Annotated in this window: 21 protein-coding genes; 17 read left to right on the top strand and 4 right to left on the bottom strand. The window is 69.9% G+C overall.

Translation table 11 applies throughout. From position 1 onward, the window contains the following. Positions 1–162 precede the first annotated feature (162 nt). Positions 163–390 (bottom strand): helix-turn-helix transcriptional regulator, encoded by a 228-nt coding sequence (locus E6J59_09095; protein TMB20305.1) that lies wholly within the window; start codon positions 388–390, stop codon positions 163–165. Between the two features lie 157 nt (positions 391–547). Here E6J59_09095 and E6J59_09090 point away from each other — a divergent pair, with 157 nt between their 5' ends. The 17 genes from E6J59_09090 (at position 548) to E6J59_09010 (ending at position 20,115) form a co-directional block, all read left to right on the top strand. After that, entirely contained in the window at positions 548–1,027 is a 480-nt protein-coding gene (locus E6J59_09090; protein ID TMB20273.1) for a hypothetical protein, read from the top strand. Continuing rightward, a complete protein-coding gene (locus tag E6J59_09085; GenBank protein ID TMB20272.1) occupies positions 1,002–2,180 on the top strand; it encodes a hypothetical protein in 1,179 nt (392 codons plus the stop codon). Before E6J59_09090 ends, E6J59_09085 begins: the two co-directional genes overlap by 26 nt. A 15-nt stretch (positions 2,181–2,195) precedes the next feature. After that, on the top strand, positions 2,196–4,880 hold the full coding sequence (locus E6J59_09080) for a PDZ domain-containing protein (GenBank protein TMB20271.1): 2,685 nt from the start codon (positions 2,196–2,198) through the stop codon (positions 4,878–4,880). 379 nt (positions 4,881–5,259) lie between these two features. After that, positions 5,260–6,213 (top strand): ABC transporter ATP-binding protein, encoded by a 954-nt coding sequence (locus E6J59_09075; GenBank protein TMB20270.1) that lies wholly within the window; start codon positions 5,260–5,262, stop codon positions 6,211–6,213. Positions 6,214–6,216: 3 nt separating this feature from the next. After that, complete coding sequence (locus tag E6J59_09070) at positions 6,217–6,963, top strand: hypothetical protein (GenBank protein TMB20269.1); 747 nt, start codon at positions 6,217–6,219, stop codon at positions 6,961–6,963. Beyond that, complete coding sequence (locus E6J59_09065; protein ID TMB20268.1) at positions 6,960–8,327, top strand: hypothetical protein; 1,368 nt, start codon at positions 6,960–6,962, stop codon at positions 8,325–8,327. The genes E6J59_09070 and E6J59_09065 overlap by 4 nt, the downstream gene beginning before the upstream one ends. 2 nt (positions 8,328–8,329) lie before the next feature. Continuing rightward, positions 8,330–8,896 (top strand): DUF4340 domain-containing protein, encoded by a 567-nt coding sequence (locus E6J59_09060; GenBank protein TMB20267.1) that lies wholly within the window; start codon positions 8,330–8,332, stop codon positions 8,894–8,896. Positions 8,897–9,012: 116 nt separating this feature from the next. Next, positions 9,013–10,290: a DUF1329 domain-containing protein gene (locus E6J59_09055; protein TMB20266.1), complete on the top strand. Its 1,278-nt coding sequence runs from the start codon at positions 9,013–9,015 to the stop codon at positions 10,288–10,290. A gap of 86 nt (positions 10,291–10,376) precedes the next feature. After that, positions 10,377–11,645 carry a DUF1329 domain-containing protein gene (locus E6J59_09050; GenBank protein TMB20265.1) on the top strand — a complete coding sequence of 423 codons (1,269 nt, stop codon included), beginning with the start codon at positions 10,377–10,379 and terminating at the stop codon, positions 11,643–11,645. Between the two features lie 17 nt (positions 11,646–11,662). Further along, positions 11,663–12,928, top strand: a complete 1,266-nt coding sequence (locus E6J59_09045; protein TMB20264.1) for a DUF1329 domain-containing protein — start codon at positions 11,663–11,665, stop codon at positions 12,926–12,928. Continuing rightward, positions 12,924–14,351 carry a DUF1329 domain-containing protein gene (locus tag E6J59_09040; GenBank protein TMB20263.1) on the top strand — a complete coding sequence of 476 codons (1,428 nt, stop codon included), beginning with the start codon at positions 12,924–12,926 and terminating at the stop codon, positions 14,349–14,351. Before E6J59_09045 ends, E6J59_09040 begins: the two co-directional genes overlap by 5 nt. A 380-nt stretch (positions 14,352–14,731) precedes the next feature. Beyond that, positions 14,732–15,862: a CoA transferase gene (locus E6J59_09035; protein ID TMB20262.1), complete on the top strand. Its 1,131-nt coding sequence runs from the start codon at positions 14,732–14,734 to the stop codon at positions 15,860–15,862. A gap of 19 nt (positions 15,863–15,881) precedes the next feature. Then, complete coding sequence (locus E6J59_09030) at positions 15,882–17,270, top strand: 3-hydroxy-3-methylglutaryl CoA synthase (protein ID TMB20261.1); 1,389 nt, start codon at positions 15,882–15,884, stop codon at positions 17,268–17,270. A gap of 68 nt (positions 17,271–17,338) precedes the next feature. Then, positions 17,339–18,472 carry an acyl-CoA dehydrogenase gene (locus E6J59_09025; protein TMB20260.1) on the top strand — a complete coding sequence of 378 codons (1,134 nt, stop codon included), beginning with the start codon at positions 17,339–17,341 and terminating at the stop codon, positions 18,470–18,472. After that, the gene (locus tag E6J59_09020; protein ID TMB20259.1) at positions 18,469–18,918 is read left to right on the top strand and encodes a MaoC family dehydratase; all 450 of its coding nucleotides are present in this window, start codon (positions 18,469–18,471) and stop codon (positions 18,916–18,918) included. Before E6J59_09025 ends, E6J59_09020 begins: the two co-directional genes overlap by 4 nt. Positions 18,919–18,928: 10 nt before the next feature. Then, the gene (locus tag E6J59_09015) at positions 18,929–19,363 is read left to right on the top strand and encodes a dehydratase (protein ID TMB20258.1); all 435 of its coding nucleotides are present in this window, start codon (positions 18,929–18,931) and stop codon (positions 19,361–19,363) included. Continuing rightward, positions 19,360–20,115, top strand: a complete 756-nt coding sequence (locus tag E6J59_09010; GenBank protein TMB20257.1) for a glucose 1-dehydrogenase — start codon at positions 19,360–19,362, stop codon at positions 20,113–20,115. The genes E6J59_09015 and E6J59_09010 overlap by 4 nt, the downstream gene beginning before the upstream one ends. A gap of 9 nt (positions 20,116–20,124) precedes the next feature. Here E6J59_09010 and E6J59_09005 read toward each other — a convergent pair whose 3' ends face one another. The 3 genes from E6J59_09005 to E6J59_08995 all read right to left on the bottom strand — a co-directional run bounded on the left by E6J59_09005 (position 20,125) and on the right by E6J59_08995 (position 23,462). Then, entirely contained in the window at positions 20,125–21,093 is a 969-nt protein-coding gene (locus E6J59_09005) for an MCE family protein (GenBank protein ID TMB20256.1), read from the bottom strand. A gap of 8 nt (positions 21,094–21,101) precedes the next feature. Further along, positions 21,102–21,869, bottom strand: coding sequence for an ATP-binding cassette domain-containing protein (locus E6J59_09000; GenBank protein TMB20255.1), 768 nt, complete (start codon positions 21,867–21,869; stop codon positions 21,102–21,104). 393 nt (positions 21,870–22,262) lie between these two features. Continuing rightward, positions 22,263–23,462, bottom strand: coding sequence for a DUF1566 domain-containing protein (locus E6J59_08995; GenBank protein ID TMB20254.1), 1,200 nt, complete (start codon positions 23,460–23,462; stop codon positions 22,263–22,265). Between the last annotated feature and the right edge of the window lie 143 nt (positions 23,463–23,605).

The following is a 23,605-nucleotide window of genomic DNA, read 5'->3' as shown; positions in this document are numbered from 1 at the left end:
CTTCTGACACGCGGGGTGGAAAAGGCGAGCACGGCCGCGGCACATCCCCCGGGCGGCGGGCGCGCGCGGCCCGCGGTGCGGCGCGAGGTGGGAGCGCCGGCGGCGTCATGCGATTGACTGCGGCGTTCAAATCTCGCCTCTCTGGGTCGCAGGCCCGGCCGCTCAGCCGCCGCTCAGCGCCCCCGCGAGGCGCAGGATGTCCTCGGTCAACCCGCGCTTGCGCGCCAGGTCGTGGATCGCCTTCCACGCCAACTTGCTCGGCTCGGCATGCGCGTTCTCCCAGCGGTTCACGGTCGAGACGGTGACCGCGATCTCGTGCGCGAACTCTTCCTGCGTCATGCTGAGCTTCTGGCGGAGCGTGCGGATCAGGTTGCCGGGGTTCTCGTCCATGTCCGTGCCGGGCAGCAAGTGACGTGCCACCCCCGTACGCAGAGCGCGGTGCGGATTCCCCGGGCTAGGCTGTGAGGGCTGCGGCGCAAAATTGGTCCCTCCGATGCAGAATCGTCGCCGGCTTCCGGCCGGCACGCGGCCGTGGTAGGGAGCGGACATGCCTCGCGCGCGCTCGCTCTCGTGGGCGTTCGGCGCACTCGGGCTCGTCGTCGCCGCGAGAGTGCCAGCCGCGGAGACCACCCCGCTCTCGCCGGAGGAGACCGTCCGGCGGTACCTGCAGGCCCTCAAGGACGGAAGGTTCGACGCCGCCTACGACCTGGTCTCCAAGGCGATGAAGCAGGGGAAGGACCGCGAGGTCTGGGTGAAGGAGCAGAAGACCGGCATGGCGTTCGCGGACGTCAAGATCTTCGAGTTCCATGTCCATCCCGGCAAGGTCGAGGGCGCCACGGCCTGGGTGCCGAACGTCCTCTCCTCCCAGGACCGCTTCGTGAACCAGCTCGGGCTCACCGAGTACGAGCTCTACACCCTCCTCAAGGAGGATGGCGCCTGGAAGGTCGACCGCCAGGTGATCGTGGAGCCCAAGGACGTCTCCAAGTGGTTCCCTAAGGCGGATGCCGGGGGAGGCTCGTCCCATTGACATCTCGAGAGAGGGTCTGTTAGGCGCCCGTCGACGGGACGCGGTTCCCGCGCCCCGGGGGAGGGGCCGCATGCGTCGCTGGATCATCCCGGGAGGGGCCACCCTCCTCGCGCTCGTGCTCGGATGCCATCACGAGGTCGAGATGGTGCCGCTCGCCCAGCGCACCATCTACGTGACCGACCGCTTCTACGACGTGCAAGCGCTCAGCAAGGACCGCGCCTTCGTCGTCGGCTACAACGGCAAGATCCTCGAGACGACCGACGGTGGCCGGAGCTGGACCGCGCGTCCGAGCGGCACCGAGCTGGCGCTCTATGCCGTGCGCTTCACCGACGACCAGCACGGCTTCATCTCGGGGCAGGACGGCCTCATCCTGCATACCGCCGACGGCGGCAAGAGCTGGCAGCAGCAGGAGTCGAACGCGTTCTTCGAGGACAAGGACGGCTCCAGGCAGCCGCTCTACCTCTTCGCGCTCTACGCCCTCGACGCCGACCACGCCTGGGCGGCGGGCGACCGCTCGATCCTCACCTCGACGAGCGACGGGGGCAAGACGTGGCGCGCGCGCAAGGTGGAAATGGAAGCCGACATCTCCGGCGGCGAGAGCCTCGCGGCGGCCGATCCCATCCTCTACGACGTGAAGTTCACGGACGCGAAGAACGGCTGGATCGTGGGCGAGTTCGGCAAGATCATGCACACGGCGGACGGCGGCGAGACGTGGCACGAGCAGGAGAAGACGCTGATGGAGGGCACGGGGATCTTCGATCCGCTCGACCTCCCGACGCTCTACGGCGTGCACATGATGGACGCGCAGCGGGGTGTGGCGGCGGGCATCGAGGGACACATCGCGCGCACCAACGACGGCGGGCAGCGGTGGACGTTCGATCAGATCGAGGTCGACTATCCACTCGTCGATCCGCTCTTCCGCCCGATCGAGCTCCCGAGCGGGGCGGGCTGGGCAGTGGGCGCCGCGGGCGAGGTGGTGCGGCGGCAGGCGGGCGAGACGGCGTGGCACCGGGCCAAGCTCGGACAGGACGTGCTCACCTGGCTGCGCGGGCTCAGCTTCTCCGACGAGAAGAACGGCTGGCTCGTCGGCGGATACGGGCTGATCTATCGCACCACCGACGGCGGCAAGACCTGGCTGCCGTCACAGGGCTGAGACGGGAGAACTCCCATGAGCAGCGGAACCACGAGCGAAGAGGACAAGCGAGCACTCTACTGGCTGGGCGAGCGGCTGATCGACTACCGCCACCCGGTCATGATCGTGGTGCTCATCGTCACGGGGTACTTCGCGTGGCTGAGCTTCCAGCTGAAGCTCGAGACGAGCTTCGGCGACCTCCTCCCGCAGAGCCACCCCTTCGTCCAGGTCCACAACAAGTACGCCGGCACGTTCGGCGGCGCCAACAACATCCAGCTGATGGTCGAGGTGAAGGACGGCGACATCTTCACGGTCTCGACCCTCGATCGCATCTACAAGATCACGGAGGAGATGGACCGCGTCTACGGCGTGAACCACAACCAGATCGACTCGATCGGCCACCGCACGACTCGCTACCTCCGCGCCCAGGCGGGCGGGTTCCTGAAGGCCGAGCCAGTGATGATCCAGATGCCGAAGACGGCAGACGACGCGGCCAACATCAAGCGCATCGTCCACAACACCGAGAGCATCTACGGCATCCTCGTCTCGCTCGACGACCGGGCCGCCCTGGTGCGCGCCAACTTCATCGAAGCACGCCTCGATCACCGCCGCACCTTCACCGAGATCAACGAGCGGGTCATCGCGCCCTTCGAGAAGGGCTGGATCGGTGCGCTCATCAGGGGCCGGGACGCGTTCAAGGGCGAGACCTCGGCGGCCGCGGCGGTGGACACCGTCTACCGCGACACGGCGGCGGCCAGGGCCGGGCTCAAGGTGGGGGACATCATCGTGTCGGTCAACGGGAAGCCGGTGGCGGACCGGGTGGAGCTGGCGGCGGAGATCCAGAAGTACAAGCCCGGGACGACCGTCAGGCTCGGCGTGAAGAGCGGCGAGGAAACCAGAGACGCCCAGCTCACCATCCCCGAGCCCGACCTCGAGTTGTACGTCGCCGGCGAGCCGCGCCTCTACGGCTGGGTCTACAGCTACGCGAGCGACGTGTTCTGGATCCTCACCGTCACCTACTGCTTCGAGTGGATCTTCCGTTGGATGTACTTCCACGACTGGCGCGGAGCGCTGCGCCCGACGCTCACCGGGCTCATCGCCGCCTTCTGGGGCCTCGGCTTCGTACACATCATCGGCTTCGCTCTCGACCCGCTCATCCTGGTGATGCCCTTCCTGGTGACGGCCCGCGCCGTGAGCCACGCCATCCAGATGCACGACCGCTACTACGAGGAGTTCGAGCGCCACGACTGGAACCAGCGGAAGGCGATCGTGGCGGCCTTCGCCGAGCTCTTCATCCCGACCTTCGCCGGGGTGGTGACCGACGCGCTCGGCGTGCTCGTCATCATCCTCGTGCCGATCGTCATGCTGCGCAACCTGGCGATCGTCATCTCGTGGTGGATCCTCGCCATCACCGTCGCCGAGCTGCTGCTGAACCCGATCGTGTACTACTACCTGCGGGCCCCCGACCCCGAGGTCGTGCTGGCGCGCGACAAGGGGTGGTACAAGGCGCTCATCAACCGCGTCACGGACTGGAACCTCTCGTCGCTCGGCAAGGGGACGACCATGGTGTTCTGGCTCGGGCTGACGGCGGTGGGCGCGTTCCTCATGCGCGGCCTGATCGTCGGCGACCCGACCTCGGCCTCGCCCCTGGTGTGGAGCGACTCGCCCTACAACGTCTCCCACGCCCACATCCAGGACAAGTTCGGCGGAGTGGAGCCTCTGATCGTCGTCGCCGAGGGCAAGGACCGCGACGCCATGAAGGACCCCAAGGTGCTGCGCACCATGGAGAACTTCCAGCGCTACCTCGAGCGCGACCGGGACGTGGGCTACAGTTTCTCGCTCACCGACATCCTGCGTGCGGTCAACATGGTCTTCCACGAGCTCGAGCCGAAGTGGGGCGTCATCCCCAACAACTCGCGCGACGTGGCGCAGACCTTCTTCATCTTCTTCTCCGGCTCGCCGCCGACCGAGACGGCGAAGTACGTGGACCCGAGCTACACCACCTCGCACGTGACCTTCTTCGCCCGCAACCACAAGGGCGACAACATCGCGCGCATCATCCAGGAGTGCAAAGACTTCATCGCCAGGCCCGAGAACAACATGGACGGGAAGGCGACCTTCAAGCTTGCCGGCGGGCTCATCGGGGTGCTCGCGGCGGCCAACGAGGAGCTCGTGCGCAACGACCTGCTCATGAACTTCCTCGGCTTCTTCACGATCTACGTCATCGTCCTGTTCAGCTACCGCTCGTGGGTCGCCGGCCTCTACCTCCTGGCGCCGCTCTTCATCTCGAACATCCTCATCAACGCAGCCATGGCGGTGTTCGAGATCGGCATCAACGTGAACACGCTCCCGCTGGTCACGGTCGGCGTCGGCTTCGGGATCGACTACGGTCTCTACATCCTCTCCCGCATCATCGAGGAGATCCGGGTCAACAACAACCTCGACCTCTCCATCCGCGAGGCGCTCGTGACCTCGGGCAAGGCGGTGAGCTTCACGGCGGTCTGCATGATCGGCGGCACGGCGCTGTGGACGTTCTCGAACATCCGCTTCAACGCCGTCATGGGCGGGCTGCTGGCGGTGTGGATGGGCGTCAGCTTCATCTGCTCCGAGACACTGCTGCCGGTGATGATCTCGTACTTCCGCCCCGGCTTCATCCTGCGCGAGGGGGGGAAGGCGTCGCGGCGCCCGGTGGTCCAGGCGCAGGCCGCGGCGGTCAGCTAGGGAGGCCGCGATGACGCTGTGGGAATCGGTCATCATCGTCACGGTGTTCAGCATCGCCGTCATCGTCATGGACGAGATCATCCACGCGCGGCGGCGCAAGCGGCGCGAGCGCGAAGGGGCGGCGCGGGTGGGGCACTAGGCGAGGGCCGCGGCGGGGCGTCGGCGGCGTGCCGCCGGCGCTCCCGCGTCCTCGGCCACGCGCGCGCCCGTCGGCCGCAGCGTCCCCCCGCACAGCTGCCGGCGCGTGCGGGCCTGCGGAGGTCGCGGCGGCGGCACCCGGCCGACACCGGCCGCTGCACGGCGGCGCCCATCATCGAGCGCGGTTGCGCGGCTCCGCGCAGCGGCTATTGAGTGGCGGTGAGGCCTTGAGCCGGGCGGCATTAGCGTGATCAGCGTCGAGCACCTGACCAAGTACTACGGGACGACCTGCGCGGTGGACGACGTGTCGTTCACCATCGGGCGGGGCGAGGTGGCGGCGCTGCTCGGGCCGAACGGCAGCGGCAAGAGCACGCTGATGCGCGTGCTGACCGGCTACTTCCCACCCACCGCCGGGAGGGTGTGCATCGACGGGGCGGACGTCGCCGAGCAGCCGGCGGCCGCCCGGCGGCGCATCGGCTATCTCCCCGAGCAGGTCTCCCTCTATCCGGAGCTGACGGTGCGCCGCTACCTGGCCTTCGTGGCCGAGGTGAAGGGGCTCGGCGGGCGCGCGCGCCGCGCCGCGGTGGCCGATGCCATCGCGCGGTGCGGCCTCGCCGAGGTCGCCGATCGCCTGGCCGGCAAGCTGTCGAAGGGGTATCGCCAGCGGGTCGGGCTCGCGCAGGCGCTGGTCGGGGACGCGGACGTGCTCGTGCTCGACGAGCCGACCGTCGGCCTCGACCCGATGCAGACGGTCGAGATGCGGGCGCTGCTGCGTACGCTCGCCGGGCGTACGATGCTCCTCTCGACGCACATTCTCTCCGAGGCGGCCGCCCTGTGCTCGCGCATCGTGATCCTCTCCCGCGGGCGGCTGGTGGCGGTCGACACGCCGGAGGGCCTGGCCCAGCGCCTGGCGGGCCTGGCACAGCTCGCTGTGCGCGTGGACGGTCCCGCCGATACGGTGGCCGCCGCGCTCGGCACGCTGCCGGGCGTCGTGCGGGTGGAGCGCCGTCGGCCGGACGGCCTCGCGGGCACTCCCTTCGCACTCTTCGCGCACGATCCCGAGCCGGTGCAGCGGGCGCTCGGCGCCGCGATGGTGGCGCGCGGCTGGACGCTCCTCGAGGTGCGGGCGAGCCCGCCCACCCTCGAGGATCTGTTCGTCCACCTGGTCGGGTCGGCGGATCGGCCCGGGAGCTAGAGCGTGCGGAGCTTCGTCGCGCTCTTTCGCAAGGAGCTGCGCTCCTACTTCGGCTCGCCGCTCGTCTATCTCGTGGCGGCCGCCTTCCTCGCCTACACCGGATACTACTTCCACTCGGATCTCATCTACTTCATCACCTTCGGCTTCGGCCTGAACATCATGGAGAACTTCTGGCAGATCCTGCTCATCGACATCCGCCTGGTGCTGATCTTCGCCATTCCGCTCCTCACCATGCGCCTCCTCGCCGAGGAGCGCCGGCTCGGGACGCTCGAGCTGCTGCTCACCTACCCGCTCGGCGACCGCGCCATCGTGGCCGCGAAGCTGGGCGCCTGCCTGGTGGTGATCGGCGCGCTCCTCGGCGGGACGCTCGTCTATCCGGCGTGGGTGTACCACGTCCAGCCCTTCGCCCTGAAGCCTCTCGTCGCCGGGTACCTGGGGCTCATCCTCTTCTCGCTCGCGTGCGCGTCGTACGGCCTGTTCGTCTCCTCGCTCACCGACAGCCAGGTGCTGGCGGGGTTTCTCACCGCGCTGCCGCTCCTGCTCCTCTGGCTGCTCTCCTGGAACGAGGCCGCCAGCGCGGCCGGGACGCTGCCCGTGGTGCGCGCCATCTCGCTCTTCAACCACTTCCAGCCCTTCTCGGTCGGGCTGGTCGAGCTACGCGACGTCTTCTACTTCGCCTTCGTGGCCGGCCTCTTCGTGTGGGCCACGCTGCGCGTGCTCGAGGCGCGCCAGTGGCGGGGCCGGCGATGAGGGTCGGTGCGCAGCGGCTGCGCATCGTGCTGGCCGTGCCGGCCCTGTTCGGCATCTTCCTCCTCGGCCAGGCGATCCTCGACCGGCGGGCGTGGCGGCTCGATCTCACAGCCGAGCGCCGCTACACCCTCTCCGACCAGGGGCGCAAGATCCTGGATGGCCTCGCCGCCGACGTCCACGTCGTGGCCTTCCTGCGCGCGCAGGACCCGCGCAACCTCTTCATCCGCGACCTCCTCCGGCAGGTGACGGCGCGCAGCCCGCGGGTGCACGTCGAGTACCTCGACGTCAACCGCAGCCCGGCGCTGGCCCGGCAGTACGGGGTCGACTCGTACGGCGCGCTGGTGGTCGAGAGCGAGGGCCGCCGGCGGGTGTTCTCCAACCCCCGCGAGGAAGTGCTCATGGCAGCCCTCCTCCAGGTGACCCGCCAGGAGCGGAAGACGGTCGGCTGGGTCCTCGGGCACGGCGAGGGCGACCCGAACAGCACGGACCGGCGCGAGGGCTACTCGACCGCGCGCGTGGTCCTCGAGCAGGAGTACTACGAGGTCCGCCCGGTGTCGCTCATCGGCGACGACGTGCCGGTCGAGACCGCCGTGCTCGTCATCGCCGGCCCGCGCAAGAGCTTCCTCTCCGAGGAGCTGACCGTCCTCGACCGCTACCTCCAGCGCCCTGGCCAGGCGCTCATCATGCTCGACCCGCTGCGGGCGCCCGAGCTGGCCGCCTTCCTCCACCGCTATGACGTCTCGCTCCCGCCCGACGTGGTGGTCGATCCCGAGGCGCGTCTCTACGGCGGCGAGCTGCTCACCATGCAGGTCCCCTTCGCGCGCGGTGATCACCCCATCCTGGGGCCGCTCGACGCGCCGCCCGTCTTCTCGCTCACGCGCTCGGTCAACGTGCTCCCCGACGACGCCGGCACGGTCAACGCGGTCGGCTTCCTGCGCACCAGCCCGGCGAGCTGGGCGACGACGGACACGGGCGTCCTGCGCCACGGGTCGCCCGCCTTCGAGGCCGGGCGTGACCGCTCCGGGCCGGTGACGGTCGGGCTCGAGGTCGCCTTCCGCGCCCTCACGCCGCCGGGCGCGGAGCCGCAGCAGGGGCGCCTCATCGTCTACGGCAACGCGGAGTTCGCCAACAACTTCTTCATCGAGTACCTCGGCAACAAGGATCTGTTCGCGAACACGGTCAACTGGCTGGCGCGCGATCCGCAGGGGCTCTCGCACCGGCCCCGGCGCCAGGAGCTCGGCGTGGAGCAGTTCTACGTCTCGAACGAGCAGGGGAACGCGATCTTCTGGGGCACCGCCGTCGTCGAGCCGGCCCTCTTCGCCGCGCTCGGGCTGGCGCTCGCCGCCTGGCGGCGGCGGGGCTGACCATGCGCTGGCGGCAGGTGGCGCTGCTCTACCTCGTGCTCGCCGCCCTGGCGGGCGAGTACTGGTTCGTCGAGGGGCGTATGGAGCCGCCGGCCCGCACGGAGGCCCCCGCGCCGCCATCCTTCCTCCGGCTGGACCCCGCAACGCTGCGCGAGGTCCGGCTGGTGCGCGGCAGCCGGACCGTCGTCTCGCGGCGCGAGGGGGCGGGGTGGACGATCGTCGAGCCCGCGGGGGCGCCCATCGCCCCGGACCTGATCGCCGCGTTCGCGAACGCCCTCGCCGATGCGACCGAGATCGCCCGCGTCGGAGGGGCGGACGCAGACGCGGACACCTACGGGCTCGGCCAGCAGGCGGCCAGGGTTGAAGTGGTCTGCACGAGCGGCGACCGGCTCGAGGTCACCATCGGCGGGCCGAATCCGACCGGCACCGCCGTTTACGCGCGGCGTCGAGGGACCCCGGACGTGGTCCTGATCGGACGGAACGTGCGCTACTACGAGGATCTCATCTTCCAGGCCCTGTCGGCGGACCGTGTCCCGGCCGCGGAGGCGGGGGCGCCGATCGGCGGCTAGGAGTCTCTGTCGGGGTAACCACGGCAGCCTAGGTTGACGTTCGGACATTGGGCGAGGTAGGAGCCAGGCTGACCCCGAGCCCCCCAACCCGTAGCGACGGCAGAGGAGAGCCGACCATGTCGAAGAAGCCCGGCTGGTGGCTGGCGCTGGCGGGCGCCGCCACGTTCGCGCTCGCGATCCTTCCCTTCACCGCGCGCGCCGACGTCGTACCCGGCGACCGGATCACCGAGCAGAACATCGACAAGGTCAAGGATCTCATCTCGCCCGGGATGGAGTGGTGCATCAAGCACGGCTGGCCGATGACCATCGGCGAGACCAAGCGGGTCGAGTGGCCGAAGGCGTACAAGGAGGCGACCGAGAAGTACGCGAGCCAGGTGAAGCTCACGCCCGATGGTCTCAACGTCCTCAACTACGTCGCCGGGCTGCCCTTCCCGAACGTCGACACCAAGGACCCGCAGGTCGCGCTCAAGATCATGTGGAACTGGAGCTACAACCACCTGACCACCGACGACGTCGACCTGCGCAACTTCGATGCCGACACGGGGGCGATCGCCGACCACGGGCCGCTCACGGTGGAGCGCCACTTCCTGCTCGACCACTTCCGCCGCCTCTTCTGGACCGGCCGGCTCTACGTCGATCCCAAGCCCGACAAGCCGAACCCCAACGGCTACCGCGCCCAGCAGGGCCTCTACCCGATCCTCGAGCCGTTCGACTTGAAGGGCGTGGGCGCGCTCGGCAACCGCTACATCTCCTCCGAGAAGCAGGACGACTCGTGGCTCTACCTGCCGTCACTCCGGCGGGTGCGCCGCCTCTCCACCGCGCAGCGCTCGGACGCGCTCTTCGGGCAGGACACCGACGTCGACAGCTACTACGGCTACAGCGGCCACATTGCCTGGATGGACTTCAAGTACCTGGGCGATCGCGACCTCCTGAGCTGCTACCACGCGAAGAACTACCCGGTGAAGTGGAACGACAAGGTCGACTGGGCATTCGACGAGACGTGGGAGAAGCGCCGGGTGTACGTCATCGAGGGCATCTCCAAGCTCCCGCAGTACGCCTACGGCAAGCGCGTCATCTTCGTCGACAAAGAGGCCTGGATCATCCCGTACTCCGACATCTACGACCGCTCCGGCGAGCTCTGGAAGGTCTGGGTCAACGACGTGAGCTTCCGCCCGAAGGCCTTCGAGGGCGCCAACGTGATCGACTACGGGGAGGACCGCGGCTTCATCCCGGCGATCGTCATGGTGGACATGCAGCTCGAGCATGCGACCAAAGCCTCGCTCCCGAGCCACCGCTTCCCGGGGGAGCAGGGCTGGTACTTCAACCAGAGCGAGAAGGCGGGCGTCACCGACGACTGGTTCACGGTGGCCGCGCTGGTGAACGCCGGACACTAGAGCGGAGCGTCGGGGATGTCGCCACCCGGGGCCGCCAGGCGATCGGCCGGCGGTCCGGGCGTTTCCAGCCGAGGGAGGGCGAATCGATGACCACGACACGGAGGCTCGCCGCCGCGCTCGCCGTCGTGCCCGTGCTGCTCGCGGCGCCCGGGCGCGCCGACGTCGCGATCGGGGACAGGATCACCGAGGCGAACATCGACAAGGTGAAGGAGCTGATCTCGCCCGGGATGGAGTGGTGCATCAAGCACGGCTTCCCGATGACCATCGGGGCGACCAAGGCGGTGGAGTGGCCACGTGCCTACAAGGAGGCGACCGAGAAGTACGCCGCGCAGGTGAAGCTGTCGCCCGACGGCCGCACGATGCAGAACTACGTCGCCGGCCAGCCCTTCCCCAATCCCGACGCGAAGGACCCGCAGTTCGTCATCAAGGTCATGTTCAACTACGACTACGGGTACGTGAACGGCCTCGACGACACCGACCTGCGGAACTTCGACGCCGACACCGGGTCCATCGCCGACCATGGGCCGATGACGATCGAGCGCCACTTCCTCCTCGACCACTTCCGCCGCCTGTTCTGGAACGGGCGCCTGTACGTCGACCCCAAGCCGGAGAAGCCGAACCCCAACGGCTACCGCGCGCAGCAGGGCCTCTACCCGGTGCTCGAGCCCTTCGACCTGAAGGGCGTGGGCGCGCTCGGCAACCGCTACCTCTCCCCGGACAAGCAGGACGACTCGTGGCTCTACCTGCCGTCACTGCGGCGGGTCCGTCGCCTGTCCACCGCGCAGCGCTCCGACGCGCTCTTCGGCCAGGACACCGACGTCGACAGCTACTACGGCTATGCGGGCCAGGTCGGCTGGATGGACTGGAAGTACCTCGGCGAGCGCGACCTGCTGGGCATCGTCCACGCGCAGCACTACCCGGTGAAGTGGCACGAGAAGGTCGACTGGGCCTTCGACGAGGTGTGGGAGAAGCGGCACGTCTACGTGCTCGAGGGCATCTCGAAGCTGCCGCAGTACGCCTACGGCAAGCGCGTGCTCTTCATCGACAAGGAGACCTGGGGCATCCCCTACACCGACATCTACGACCGCTCCGGCGAGCTGTGGAAGATCTGGATCAACGACGTGGGCTTCCGCAAGAAGGCCTTCGAGGGCGCGGGGGTGCTCGAGTACGAGGACGAGCTGCCCTTCGCGCCCGCGATCGTGATGGTGGACATGCAGCTCGAGCACGCGACCAAGGCGGCGCTCCCGAGCCACCGCTTCCCGGGCGAGCAGGGCTGGTACTACCACCAGGGCGACAAGGCCGGCGTCGTCGACGAGTGGTTCACGGTCGCGGCGCTCGTGAACGCGGGGCACTGATCGCGAAGGAGCCGAAGATGACGAGAAGACCCGGCGTGGCGGTCGCGGTGGCGCTCGGCGTCGCGCTGCTCGGGCTGGCGGCGCGCGCGGAGGTCGCACCCGGCGACAGGATCACCGATCAGAACATCGACAAGGTGAAGGACCTGATCTCGCCCGGCATGGAGTGGTGCATCAAGCGCGGCTTCCCGATGACGATCGTGGAGCCGAGGCGCATCGAGTGGCCGAAGGCCTACAAGGAGGCCACCGAGAAGTACTCCGGCCAGGTGAAGCTCGCGCCCGACGGCCTCAGCGTGCAGAACTTCGTCGCCGGCCAGCCTTTCCCGGACCTGGATCCGAAGGATCCGCAGATCGCGCTCAAGATCATGTGGGACTACGAGTACAAGTTCAACCCGACCGACGATCTCGATCTGCGGAACTTCGACGCCGACACGGGCGCCGTCGCCGACCACGGCCCGATGAGCATCGAGCGGCACTTCCTCCTCGACCACCTGCGCTCGCAGTTCTGGACCGGCCGCCTCTACGTCGACCCCAAACCCGAGAAGCCGAACCCGAACGGCTACCGGAGCCAGCTCGGGCTCTACCCGGTCCTCGAGCCGTTCGACCTGAAGGGCGTGGGCGCGGTCGGCCAGCGCTACATCGACCCCACGAAGCAGGACGACTCGTGGCTCTATCTGCCCTCGCTCCGCCGCGTGCGCCGCCTCTCCACCGCCCAGCGCTCGGACGCGCTCTTCGGCCAGGACACCGACGTCGACAGCTACTACGGCTACGCCGGCCACGTCGCCTGGATGACCTGGAAGTTCATCGGCGAGCGCGAGCTGCTCGGCACCATGCACGCGCGGCACTACCCCGTGAAGTGGGACGACAAGACCGACTGGGCCTTCGACGACGTGTGGGAGAAACGCAAGGTGTGGGTGGTGGAGGGCGTCTCCAAGCTGCCGCAGTACGCCTACGGCAAGCGCGTCATCTTCATCGACAAGGAGGCGTGGGTGGTCCCGTACTCCGACATCTACGACCGCTCGGGCGAGCTGTGGAAGATCTGGATCAACGACTGGAGCTTCAAGAAGAAGGCCTTCGACGGCGCGGGCGTGATCGAGTACCCGGACGACATCGGGTTCCAGCCCTCCATCGTCATGGTGGACATGCAGCTCGAGCACGCGACCAAGGCGGCGCTCCCGAGCCACCGCTTCCCGGGCGAGCAGGGCTGGTACTTCAACCAGGGCGAGAAGGCAGGGATCTCCGACGAGTTCTTCACGGTGGCCGCGCTCGTGAACGCAGGGCATTGACGTGCTGCGGGCGCGGGGGCGCCGGCTCCGCTTCGATTCGGCGCCGCTCGGCGCCGGAGCTCTGGCCGCCCGTCGCGCTCGGCGCCTCATAGGCGCTGCGCCGGCGCCCCCGCGCCCGCATGAAGCGCCGCGGCGACAGCGCGGCCGGCGTTCAGTGGGGCTTCCGGCAGCGCGGGTCGCCGTGGCGGGCGTGGTGGCGCTCGTCTTCGGCGGGGCAGCACGGGCGGACGTTGCAGCGGGGGACCGCATCACCGAGGCGAACGTCGAGCAGGTGCGGGAGCTGATCTCGCCCGGGCTCGAGTGGTGTGTTCGGCACGGGTTCCCGCTCACCGTCGGCGAGAGCCGGCGCATCGAGTGGCCGCGCGCCTACCGGGAGGCGACGGAGCGGTACTCGGGCCAGGTGCGGCTCGCCGCCGACGGGGTGACGCTGCGCGACTACGTCGCGGGGCTGCCTTTCCCCTTCATCGACGCGAAGGACCCGCAGGTCGCGGTCAAGATCATGTGGAACTACGACCACAACTTCTTCGCGACCGACGACCTCGATGCGCGCAACTTCGACGCCGACACCGGGGCGATCGCGGACCACGGCCCGATGACGGTCGAGCGTCACTTCTTGATCGATCACTTCCGGCGCCTCTACTGGGTCGGGCGGCTCTACGTCGACCCGAAGCCCGAGAAGGCGCCCAACCCGAGCGGCTACGAGCTCCAGCAGGGGCTCTACCCGATCCTCGAGCCCTTCGACGTGAAGGGCGTCGGCTTCGTCAGCTACCGCTACCTGGACGCTGCCAAGCAGGACGACGCCTGGCTCTACCTGCCGGCGCTGCGCCGCGTGCGCCGGCTCTCCACCGCGCAGCGCTCGGACGCGCTCTTCGGGCAGGACACGGACGTCGACAGCTACGGCGGCTACGCGGGGCACATCGCGTGGATGGACTGGCGCTACCTCGGCGAGCGGGATCTGCTCGCGGTGGCGCACGGCCGGCACTTCCCGGTCCAGTGGAACGACAGGGTCGACTGGGCCTTCGACGAGGTGTGGGAGCGGCGGCGCGTGCACGTCGTCGAGGGCGTCTCCAAGCTCTCGCAGTACGCCTTCGGCAAGCGCGTCCTCTTCATCGACAGGGAGGCGTGGGGCATCCCGTACTCGGACATGTACGATCGCGCCGGGGAGCTGTGGAAGATCTGGATCAACGACGTGATGATCCGGAGGAAGATCCTCGACACGCCCGGCGCCGTCGAGTACCCGGACGAGCGCATCTTCGCCCCGGCCATCGTCATGGTCGACGTGCAGCTCGAGCACGCGACCAAGGCCTCCCTCCCGAGCCACCGTTTTCCGGGCGAGCAGGGCTGGTACTTCAACCAGGGCGAGAAGGCGGGGGTGACGGACGACTGGTTCACGGTCGCGGCGCTGGTGAACGCCGGGCATTAGACCCGGGGGGCCCGTCCAGTGCTCGCGCGGCTTCGCCGCGCTCCGCGCTTCCGATGCCCCCCGGACCCCCGTCGCCGCGCGCGGGGCGCGCGGCTCCCCCTCGTGGCCGACTCGCGCCCTTCGGGCGCTCGGGTCGTGCCGACCGCGGCGAAGCCGCGGTCGGCAGACGTGCCGCCCCAGGTTCCAAAGCCTTCATCAACGCTCCATCCGCTCAGCGGCGTCAGGCGGTCCATGCTACGCCGAGACGCCCGGGATCCTTGCGGCACGAGACGGGACCGGCCGCAACGATCCCCGCTCGGGCGTGGCGCGGTCTGGAGGGGACAGCACTCCCTCGGCGGAGGTTGTCACGGGTGGCGCGATCGTAGTACTCGAGCCGGATCATGCCCGGTGCGCTGTCGCGGTTCCGGATGCTGGATCTGTCGCGCCAGCTGCCGGGGCCGTTCTGCTCCATGCTGCTCGCGGACCTCGGGATGGACGTGCTCGCCGTCTACTCGCCCACCGACCCGATGGGCATGGGCATCCCGCTCCTCGGCCGCAACAAGCGGAGCCTGACCCTCAACCTGAAGGTGCCCGAGGGGCGCGCCATCTTCCACCGCCTGGCGCGCGACGCGGACGTGGTGCTCGAGGGCTCGCGGCCCGGGGCGGCGGCGCGCCTGGGGGTCGACTACGAGACGCTCGGGCAGCTGAATCCGCGCCTCGTCTACTGCTCGATCTCCGGCTACGGCCAGGACGGGCCCTATCGCGACCGCGTCGGGCACGACGTCAACTACCTGGGCTTCGCGGGCGTGATCGGGCTGACCGGGCCGGCGGGCGGACCGCCCGTCATCCCGGGCGTGCAGATCGCCGACATCGGCGGGGGCGCGCTCATGGCGGCGGTGGGCATCCTGGCGGCCCTCGCGGCGCGCGAGGAGACGGGCAGCGGGCAGTCCGTCGACATCGCCATGCTGGACGGTGCGCTCGCCTGGCAGGTGGTGAACGTGATGCGCTATCTCGCCGAGAAGCAGGAGCCGGCGCGCGGCGACACCATGCTCACGGGCCACCACCCCTGCTATGCCATTTACGAGACCCGCGACGGCCGCCACGTGACGGTGGGCGCCCTCGAGCCGCACTTCTGGCGCACGCTCTGCGAGCGCCTCGGCATGCCGGAGCTCGTCGAGAAGCAGTTCGCCGAGGGGGCGGAGCGCGAGGACATGTTTCGCCGCCTGCGGGCCCGGTTCCGCGAGAAGACGATGGCCGAGTGGGTCGCGGAGCTGGCCGACCTCGACATCTGCTTCGGCCCGGTGGCGACGCTCGGCGAGGCGCTCGCCGATCGGCAGGTGCGCCACCGCGGCATGGTGGTCGAGCAGGGCGACGGGCGGCGCACGCTCGGCAACCCGGTCAAGCTCTCCGACACGCCGCCCACCATCCGCACGCCGCCCCCGGAGCTCGGCGAGCACACCGACGCCGTCCTCGCCGCGCTTGGGTACTCGCGCGCCGACGTCGCGGGGCTGCGCGCGCGCGGCGTCGTCTGACAGGGGGGATCCAGCCGTCATGCCCGGCATCGTGGCCGCCGCCGCCTGCATCCCGCGCTACCGGCTCCCGCGCGAGCTGATCGCCAGGGAATGGGGCGGGCAGGCGGCCGGCGGCGAGAAGGCGGTCGCCAACCACGACGAGGACAGCCTCACGCTGGCGGTGAACGCCGCGCTCGCGCTGGAGGGGGCGGGCGAGCGGCCCGACGCTGTCTTTTTCGCGACCACCACCTCGCCGTACACGGAGAAGCAGGGCGCCGCGACCATCGCCGCCGTCCTCGACCTGCCGGGCGCGACGCGTACCGCCGACTTCACCGACACGCTGCGCGCCGCCACCTCGGCGCTGCTGGCCGGGCTCGACGCGCTCGCGGGCGGCGCGCGCGGCGTCCTGGTCGCCGCGGGCGAGTGCCGGCTGGGCGAGCCCGACTCGATCGCCGAGCAGAGCTACGGCGATGCGGGCGCGGCGGTGCTCCTCGGCAGGGGGGCGGAGCGCGTCCAGGTGGTCGCCACGCACTCGATCGCGGACGAGTTCCTGGGCACCTGGCGGACGCGGGAGCAGGAATTCCCGAGGAGCTTCCCGGGCGCGTTCGAGGCCCGGTACGGCTACGGCCGCGTCCTCGGCGAGGCGGTGAAGGGCGTGCTCGCGAAGGCGAGGGTCCCGCCCCAGGACCTCGCCACGGTCATCCTGCCCACCCCCAACCTCCGCGCGCCGCAGGCCGTCGCCAAGGCGCTCGGCCTCGATGCGAAGCGGCAGCTCCAGGACGGCTTCTGGACGACGGTCGGCGACACGGGCGCGGCGCAGCCGCTCCTCGCCCTCGCCGCCGCACTCGAGCGCGCGAAGCCCGGCGACCTGATCCTGGTCGCGGGCTACGGCGACGGGGCCGACGCGCTCCTCCTGCGGGTGACCGCGCCGGCGGCGGCCGCGGGCCCCAGCGTGTGGCGGCAGATCGAGGTGAAGCGCACGCTCCCGTCCTACGGCCGCTACGCGCGCTTCCGCGGGCTCGTGCGCAGGGAGACCGTCACCAGCGACCCGTCGTCGGCGGTGGTCATGTTCCGCGACCGCAAGGAGCTGCTCCCGCTCTACGGCGGCAGGTGCCCCAAGTGCGGCACGGTCCAGTTCCCGAAGCACCGCGTGTGCATCGAGTGCGCGCACCCGGGCGGGCTCGAGGAGGTGAAGCTCGCGCGGCGCGGGAGGCTCTTCACCTTCACCAACGATTACCTCTTCGAGAGCCCGGACCCGCCCACCTCGCACGCGGTGATCGACCTGGACGGCGGGGGCCGGCTCTACTGCCAGCTCACGGACTGCGAGCCCGAGCGGGTCGAGATCGACATGCCCCTCGAGCTCGTGTTCCGCCGCATCCACGAGGGTGGCGGCTTCAACAACTACTTCTGGAAAGCGAGGCCGACATGAACATCCACGAGCGTGTGGCCGTGGCCGGCTGCGTGACCGGGCTCGCCAACGGCTGAGAAGGGACGGCGATGGACTTCGGCTTCAGCGAAGAGCAGGAGATGCTGCGCAAATCGGCCCGCGACTTCCTCGCCAAGGAATGCCCCATGACCTACGTCCGCCAGATGATGGAGGACGAGCAGGGCTTCCGCGACGAGCAGTGGCGGAAGATGGCCGAGCTCGGGTGGATGGGCCTCATCCTCCCCGAGGCGCACGGCGGCGCGGGCCTCGACTTCGTCGACATGATCGTCGTCCTCGAGGAGATGGGCCGCGTCGTGCTGCCGGGCCCGTTCTTCTCGACCCTGGTCGGCGCGGTGGCGATCGACGCGGGCGGGAGCGCGGCGCAGAAGGAGGACCTCCTGCCGAGGCTCGCGGCGGGCAGGCTGCGCGTCACCCTCGCCCAGCTCGAGCCGAGCGCGCGCTGGGACGCGGAGGGCATCGGGCTCGAGGCGCGGCCGGCGGCCGGGGGCTACAAGCTCTCCGGGACCAAGCTCTTCGTCCCCGACGCACACACGGCCGATCTGCTGATCGTCGCCGGCCGCGCTCCCGGCTCGACGGGTGCCGAGGGCGTGAGCCTCTTCCTCGTCGACGCGAAGGCGCCCGGCGTCACCGCCACGCTGCTCAAGACCATGGACCAGACGCGCAAGCTCTGCGAGCTGGCGCTCGCGGACGTGAGCGTGCCCGCGGAGCGCGTGCTCGGCCAGGCGGGCGCGGGCTGGAAGCTCCTCGAGCGCGTGGTCGACCGCGGCAAGGTGGGGCTCTCGGCCGAGATGTGCGGCGGAGCCCAGAAGGTCCTCGAGATGTCGGTCGACTACGCCAAGGTGCGCGAGCAGTTCGGGCGCCCGATCGGCAGCTTCCAGGCGATCCAGCACAAGTGCGCCAACATGCTGGTCGAGGTGGAGAGCTCGAAGTCCGCGACCTACTACGCGGCCTGGGCGGTCGCGAACGACGTGCCCGAGGGCCCCCTTGCAGCTGCAATGGCAAAGGCCTACTGCTCGGATGCCTACCGGCACACCGCCGGCGAGGGTATCCAGATCCACGGCGGCATCGGCTTCACCTGGGAGCACGACATGCACATCTACTTCAAGCGCGCGAAGAGCTCCGAGGTGACCTTCGGCGACGCGACCTGGAACCGCGAGATCGTCGCGCAACTGATCGGGTTATGACCTGGGAGATCGACCGGTCCGCCATCGGCCAGTGGGGGCCCGAGACCACCCTGCGGGTGGAGTACGGGAAGATCCGCGAGTTCGCGCGCGCCATCAAGGACGACAACCCAGCCTTCACCGGCGACGACGCGCTCGTGCCGCCCACCTTCCTGATGACGGTCGCGCACTGGACCGAGGGTGCGACCAGCGGCGGCGTGCGCGCCGTCAAGCTCGACATGCGCCGGCTCCTGCACGGCGAGCAGGAGTTCGAGTACCTGAAGCCCATCCGGGCCGGCGACGTGCTCCGGATCCGCTCTCGCACCAAGGACGTCTTCGAGAAGCAGGGCTCCCGCGGCGGGAACATGCTGTTCGTGCTCATGGAGAGCGAGTGCCGCAACCAGCGGGACGAGGTCGTAGCGTACTCGCGCAACACGCTCATCATGACCGAAGGAACGGTCAAGGCGTAGGGAGGCGCACATGGAGCGGAGGAAGCTCTTCTTCGAGGACGTGCAGGAGGGTGGCGCGGTCCCGCCCTTCGTGGTCGAGCGCTTGGCGCGCATGGACCTGGTCCGCTACGCGGGCGCCTCGGGCGACTTCAACCCCATCCACACCGACGAGGAGTTCGCGCGCGCGGCGGGCAACCCGAGCGTCTTCGGACACGGCATGCTCACCGCGGCCTTCGTCGGCAAGTGCGTGACCGACTACGTCGGCGCCGAGAACCTCCGCCGCATGAAGGTGCGTTTCGCGACGCGCGTCTGGCCGGGCGACACCATCACCTGCAAGGGCAAGGTCACCAAGAAGTACGAGCACAACGGCGAGAAGCGCATCGACGGCGAGGTGCTGGCGCTCAACCAGAAGGGCGAAGTCGCGGTGAGCGGCACCTTCAGCGCGGCCCTCCCGTCGCGCAATTGACCGACGCGGTCGCGCTCGTGACGGGCGGTGGGCGCGGCATCGGCCGCGCCATCGCGCTCCGCCTCGCGCGCGCCGGGATGGCGGTCGGCATCGCCGACCTGGACGGTGCGAGCGCGCGCGCGGTCGCGAACGAGATCGTCGCCGCGGGCGGGCGGGCGCTCGGCGCCCCCGCCGACGTGAGAAACCTGGTCGCCGTCGAGGCCGCCGTGGGCTCCGTCGGTGATGCCCTCGGCCCGATCGACGTGCTCGTCAACAACGCCGGCTGGGAGCGCCTGGCGCCCTTCCTCGAGAGCGACCCGGCGCTCTGGGACCGGCTGATCGCCGTCAACTTCAAGGGCGCGCTCAACGCAACGCGCGCCGTGGTGCAGGGCATGGTCGCGCGCGGGCGCGGCCGGATCGTCAGCATCTCCTCGGACGCCGGGCGCGTGGGCAGCACGGGCGAAGCGGTGTACTCCGGCTGCAAGGCAGCGCTCATCGGCTTCTCGAAGGCGCTCGCGCGGGAGCTGGCCCGCCACGGCATCACGGTGAACGTGGTCTGCCCCGGCCCCGCGGACACCCAGCTGCTGCGCGACGTGATGGCGGGCGAGCGCGGCCAGAAGATCCTGGCCAGCATGCAGCGGACCATCCCGCTCGGCCGGCTGGCCCAGCCCGAGGACGTGGCCGGCGCGGTCGCCTATCTCGTCTCGGACGAGGCCGCCTACGTGACCGGACAGGTGCTGAGCGTGTCGGGCGGACTCACGATGGCGGGGTGAGGCGCCCGTTCAGAACAGGCTGGTCACGACCGTCCCGAGGAGCGAGATCGCCGACTGATCCTCGACGGACTGCGTCGCGCGGTTGACGGTGCGGAGCGTGTCCTGGGCCTCGGTGTACAGGGAGTCGTCGGTGAGCGCCTTGCCGACCGTGCCCTGGCCCGTGCGCAGGTTGTCGGTGATCTCCTCGGCGTTGCGGGCCGTGGCGCCGAGGCTCGCGACCGTCTCGCGCACCTCCGCGTAGAGGCCGTCGTCCTGGCTCACGAGCTTGCCGAGCGTGCCCTTGCCCTCGGCCAGGTCGTGCGCCACGACGCCCAGGTCCGCGACCGACCGGCGCACGTCGCCCATGGTGTCGGTGACCCGGTCGTAGAGCGCCCGGTCGTTGAGCAGGAGCCCGAGCGTCCCCGTCCCCCGGTCGAGCTTCCCGGTGATGGAGGCGAGGTTCTGCGCCGTGGCGCCGATCGCGCCCTGGTTCTCCTCGACCAGGTCGGCCAGGTTGGCGAGCAGGCGCTCGGCGTTGCGGTTCAGGTTGTCGGTCAGGTTGGTCACGCTCTCGGCGACCGTCGAGAGCTTGTCGACCACGTCGGTGAAGCTGGCCGGCGTCTCGCCCTCGAGGGTGTCGCCCGGCTCGGCGCGCCTGGCGGTCGGCGTGCCGAGCGAGAGGGCGATGAAGCGGTCGCCGCTGAGCGCCCGGAAGTCGAGGCGCGCGAGCGAGTCCTTCTTCACCTCGAAACGCGCGTCGATCGCCATCTTGACGACCACGGCGCCGTGCTCGATGCGCATGCTCTCGACGCGGCCCGCCTTGATGCCCGCGACCCGCACGTCGGCCCCCGTGTCGAGGCCCTGCACGTCGCGGAAGGTGGCGTAGAGCGGGTAACGGCGGGTGAAGAGCCCGAGGCCGAGCGTCAGCTCGATCGCGATGAAGAAGAGCACGAGCCCCACGATGAAGAAGATGCCGATCCGCTGTTCGTTGGTGAGCATGGCGTCTCCTAGCCGGCGAGGGCGGACGCCCGCAGGAACTCGCGCGTGAGCGGGTGGCGGCTCGCGGCGAGCTCGGCGGGCGTGACGCACTCGGCAATGCGGCCCTCGGCGAGCACCGCGATGCGGTCGGCGATGGCGCGCGCCAGGGGCAGGTTGTGCGTGACGATGAGCTGGGTGTGGCCGCGCAGCGTGCGGATGCGCGCGATCAGCTGCCCGATCTGCTCGGTCAGGATGGGGTCCAGGTCGGCGGTCGGCTCGTCGTAGAGGATGAGCTCGGGGTCGATGGCGAGCGCGCGCGCGATCGCGACCCGCTTGCGCATGCCGCCCGACAGCTCGCCCGGGAGCTTCTCTTCCGTGCCGGCAAGCTCCACCTGCTCGAGGACGCGGCGGGTGATGGCGGCGATCTCGGCCGGTGCGTGGCGGCCGCGCTCGCGCAGGCGCAGCCCCACGTTCTCGCCCACGGTGAGCGAGGCCAGGAGCGCGGAGGATTGGAAGACCATGGCGATGCGGAAGGGCTTCTCCTCGGGCGGGAGGGCGAGGTACTCGCCCAGCTCGATCCCGCCCACCGTGATGCGGCCGGCGTCCGGCCCCTCGAGGCCGACGATCTGGCGCAGCAGCACCGACTTCCCCGTGCCGCTCTGGCCGACGATGGCCACCAGCTCGCCCGGCGCCACGCTCAGGTCGACGCCCGCCAGGACGAGGTGGTCGTCGTACGACTTCCGTACTCCGGCCAGCTCGACCGGTACGCCCTTCGCGCGCTCGGCCGCCACCGCCATGCTAGTTGGCTAGCGGCGGTCGGGTGACCATGCCGGCTGCGGCGAGCGATCGGAGGGGGTGCTCGCTGCTCCCGTGCGCCCGCGGCGCGGAGCGCCGGGTGCGTTCGACACGCCTCGTCGGTCGTGCGCTGCGCTTCCGGCTCTCGCTGCCCGGCTCGTTCGCCTCGCTCGCCATGGCTGTGCCGACAGCCTCCCAGGCCGGATCTCTCACCGTAGACAAATCGCACCCCCCGGCCCGGCTCCTTTGCGAAGAGAAAGCCCAGCGGGAGGGGCGGCGTGGTGCGCACAGACTGTAGGGCAGACCAGCTCGGTTTCCAAGGGATCGGCGGCTGGCCGGTGGTGGCGGCGCTCCTCCACGGGCCACGGGGCAGCCGGCGCGGGTCTACGAGGACTTCACCCACCGCACCCGCAACAGCTGGAGCTGCCGCGCACGGCCCGAACGGAGGCCGTGCCACTCTTGCCGCCAGTCCTGCCGAAGGAGTTCACGTTGGCGTACTGGAAGCCGACGAACCACGCATTCGACGGACCGGAGACGCTGGACGTGGACGACCAGTAGTCGCCCTCGAGGGTGCAGCTGCACGTGGTCGCGGAGCAGCCCGCCGAGCAGTTGTTGTTGAAGGCGGGGGACACGGGCGGTAGGACGTTCTGGTAGTTCAGGATGCTCTGCAGCTCGCGCACGTTCGGTACCCGCCAGTCGGCGTGGCCGGCGAAGCTCATGCCGTTGAGTATCGCCACGTGCCCGGTGAACGCGTTGGCCCACGTGTACAAGTTGTCCTTGTCGTGGACCGTCCCGTCGTCCGAGAGCTTCTCCCACACGAGCCCGGTGTTCACGTCCGTGACCGTCCCGTTCCCGTTGTCGACGTACGTGAGCGGGGCTCCCTCCCGGAGGTCGCCGTCCTGACCCGTGCCGGCACACGGGATGACGCTCCCACTGCTGTCCCAACACGTCGTCTGCCCGGTCGCAGGCAGCGGGCAGGACGTCGAGCCGCCCCGCACGGCCCGAACGGGTTCGGTGCCGGTCTTACCGCCCGTGGCCAGGAGGCCGTCCTGGAAGTCCACGAACCACGCATGCGACGGGCTGAGGGCCTCGGACGTGGACGACCAGTAGTCGCCGTTGTAGGTGCAGCTGCACGTGGTCACGGGGCAGCCCGACGAGCAGTTGTTGTTGAAGGCCGGGGACACCGCCGGCAGGGCGTTCTGGTAGTTCGCGATGCTCTGCAGCTCCCGCAAATTCGGCAGCCGCCAGTCGGCGTGGCCCGCGAAGGTCGTGCCGTTGAGCGTCGCCACGTGCCCCGCGAACGCGTTGGCCCACGTGTACAAGTTGTCCTTGTCGTGCACCGTCCCGTCGTTCGAGAGCTTCTCCCACACGAGCCCGGTGGTCACGTCCGTGACCGTCCCGTCTCCGTTGTCGACGTACGCGAGCGGGGCTCCCTCCCGGAGGTCGCCGTCCTGACCCGTGCCGGCACACGGGACGACGCTCCCGTTGGTGTCCCAACACGTCGTCTGCCCGGTCGCAGGCAGTTGACAACCCCATCCGCTGCGCGGTCCGAGCAGCGAGACGAGACTGAGCAGGAAGGGTACGAGCGTCCTCATATTCAGCTCCTGGGTTCAGAAGACGACGAAGCGCAGCGCGACGCGCTGCTCACCTGATTCAACTGGCAACGCCGGTCAGACGTTGACCGAGACGTGACCTGCGCAGGGGCGTCGTACGGCTCGGTTGAGCGATGCCGCCCCCC

The sequence above is a fragment of the Deltaproteobacteria bacterium genome (genome assembly GCA_005879795.1).
GTDB lineage: Bacteria > Desulfobacterota > Binatia > DP-6 > DP-6 > DP-6.
The sequence above is the reverse complement of the archived record's forward strand: the minus strand, read 5'-3'. Positions and strand labels throughout refer to the sequence as shown.

What these genes read in the sequence shown, in the direction of transcription:
- E6J59_09095 (TMB20305.1), bottom strand. Translation starts at nt 390, where the DNA reads ATGGACGAGAACCCCGGCAACCTGATCCGCACGCTCCGCCAGAAGCTC.
- E6J59_09090 (TMB20273.1), top strand. Translation starts at nt 548, where the DNA reads ATGCCTCGCGCGCGCTCGCTCTCGTGGGCGTTCGGCGCACTCGGGCTC.
- E6J59_09085 (TMB20272.1), top strand. Translation starts at nt 1,002, where the DNA reads ATGCCGGGGGAGGCTCGTCCCATTGACATCTCGAGAGAGGGTCTGTTA.
- E6J59_09080 (TMB20271.1), top strand. Translation starts at nt 2,196, where the DNA reads ATGAGCAGCGGAACCACGAGCGAAGAGGACAAGCGAGCACTCTACTGG.
- E6J59_09065 (TMB20268.1), top strand. Translation starts at nt 6,960, where the DNA reads ATGAGGGTCGGTGCGCAGCGGCTGCGCATCGTGCTGGCCGTGCCGGCC.
- E6J59_09060 (TMB20267.1), top strand. Translation starts at nt 8,330, where the DNA reads ATGCGCTGGCGGCAGGTGGCGCTGCTCTACCTCGTGCTCGCCGCCCTG.
- E6J59_09055 (TMB20266.1), top strand. Translation starts at nt 9,013, where the DNA reads ATGTCGAAGAAGCCCGGCTGGTGGCTGGCGCTGGCGGGCGCCGCCACG.
- E6J59_09050 (TMB20265.1), top strand. Translation starts at nt 10,377, where the DNA reads ATGACCACGACACGGAGGCTCGCCGCCGCGCTCGCCGTCGTGCCCGTG.
- E6J59_09045 (TMB20264.1), top strand. Translation starts at nt 11,663, where the DNA reads ATGACGAGAAGACCCGGCGTGGCGGTCGCGGTGGCGCTCGGCGTCGCG.
- E6J59_09035 (TMB20262.1), top strand. Translation starts at nt 14,732, where the DNA reads ATGCCCGGTGCGCTGTCGCGGTTCCGGATGCTGGATCTGTCGCGCCAG.
- E6J59_09030 (TMB20261.1), top strand. Translation starts at nt 15,882, where the DNA reads ATGCCCGGCATCGTGGCCGCCGCCGCCTGCATCCCGCGCTACCGGCTC.
- E6J59_09025 (TMB20260.1), top strand. Translation starts at nt 17,339, where the DNA reads ATGGACTTCGGCTTCAGCGAAGAGCAGGAGATGCTGCGCAAATCGGCC.
- E6J59_09020 (TMB20259.1), top strand. Translation starts at nt 18,469, where the DNA reads ATGACCTGGGAGATCGACCGGTCCGCCATCGGCCAGTGGGGGCCCGAG.
- E6J59_09015 (TMB20258.1), top strand. Translation starts at nt 18,929, where the DNA reads ATGGAGCGGAGGAAGCTCTTCTTCGAGGACGTGCAGGAGGGTGGCGCG.
- E6J59_09005 (TMB20256.1), bottom strand. Translation starts at nt 21,093, where the DNA reads ATGCTCACCAACGAACAGCGGATCGGCATCTTCTTCATCGTGGGGCTC.
- E6J59_09000 (TMB20255.1), bottom strand. Translation starts at nt 21,869, where the DNA reads ATGGCGGTGGCGGCCGAGCGCGCGAAGGGCGTACCGGTCGAGCTGGCC.
- E6J59_08995 (TMB20254.1), bottom strand. Translation starts at nt 23,462, where the DNA reads ATGAGGACGCTCGTACCCTTCCTGCTCAGTCTCGTCTCGCTGCTCGGA.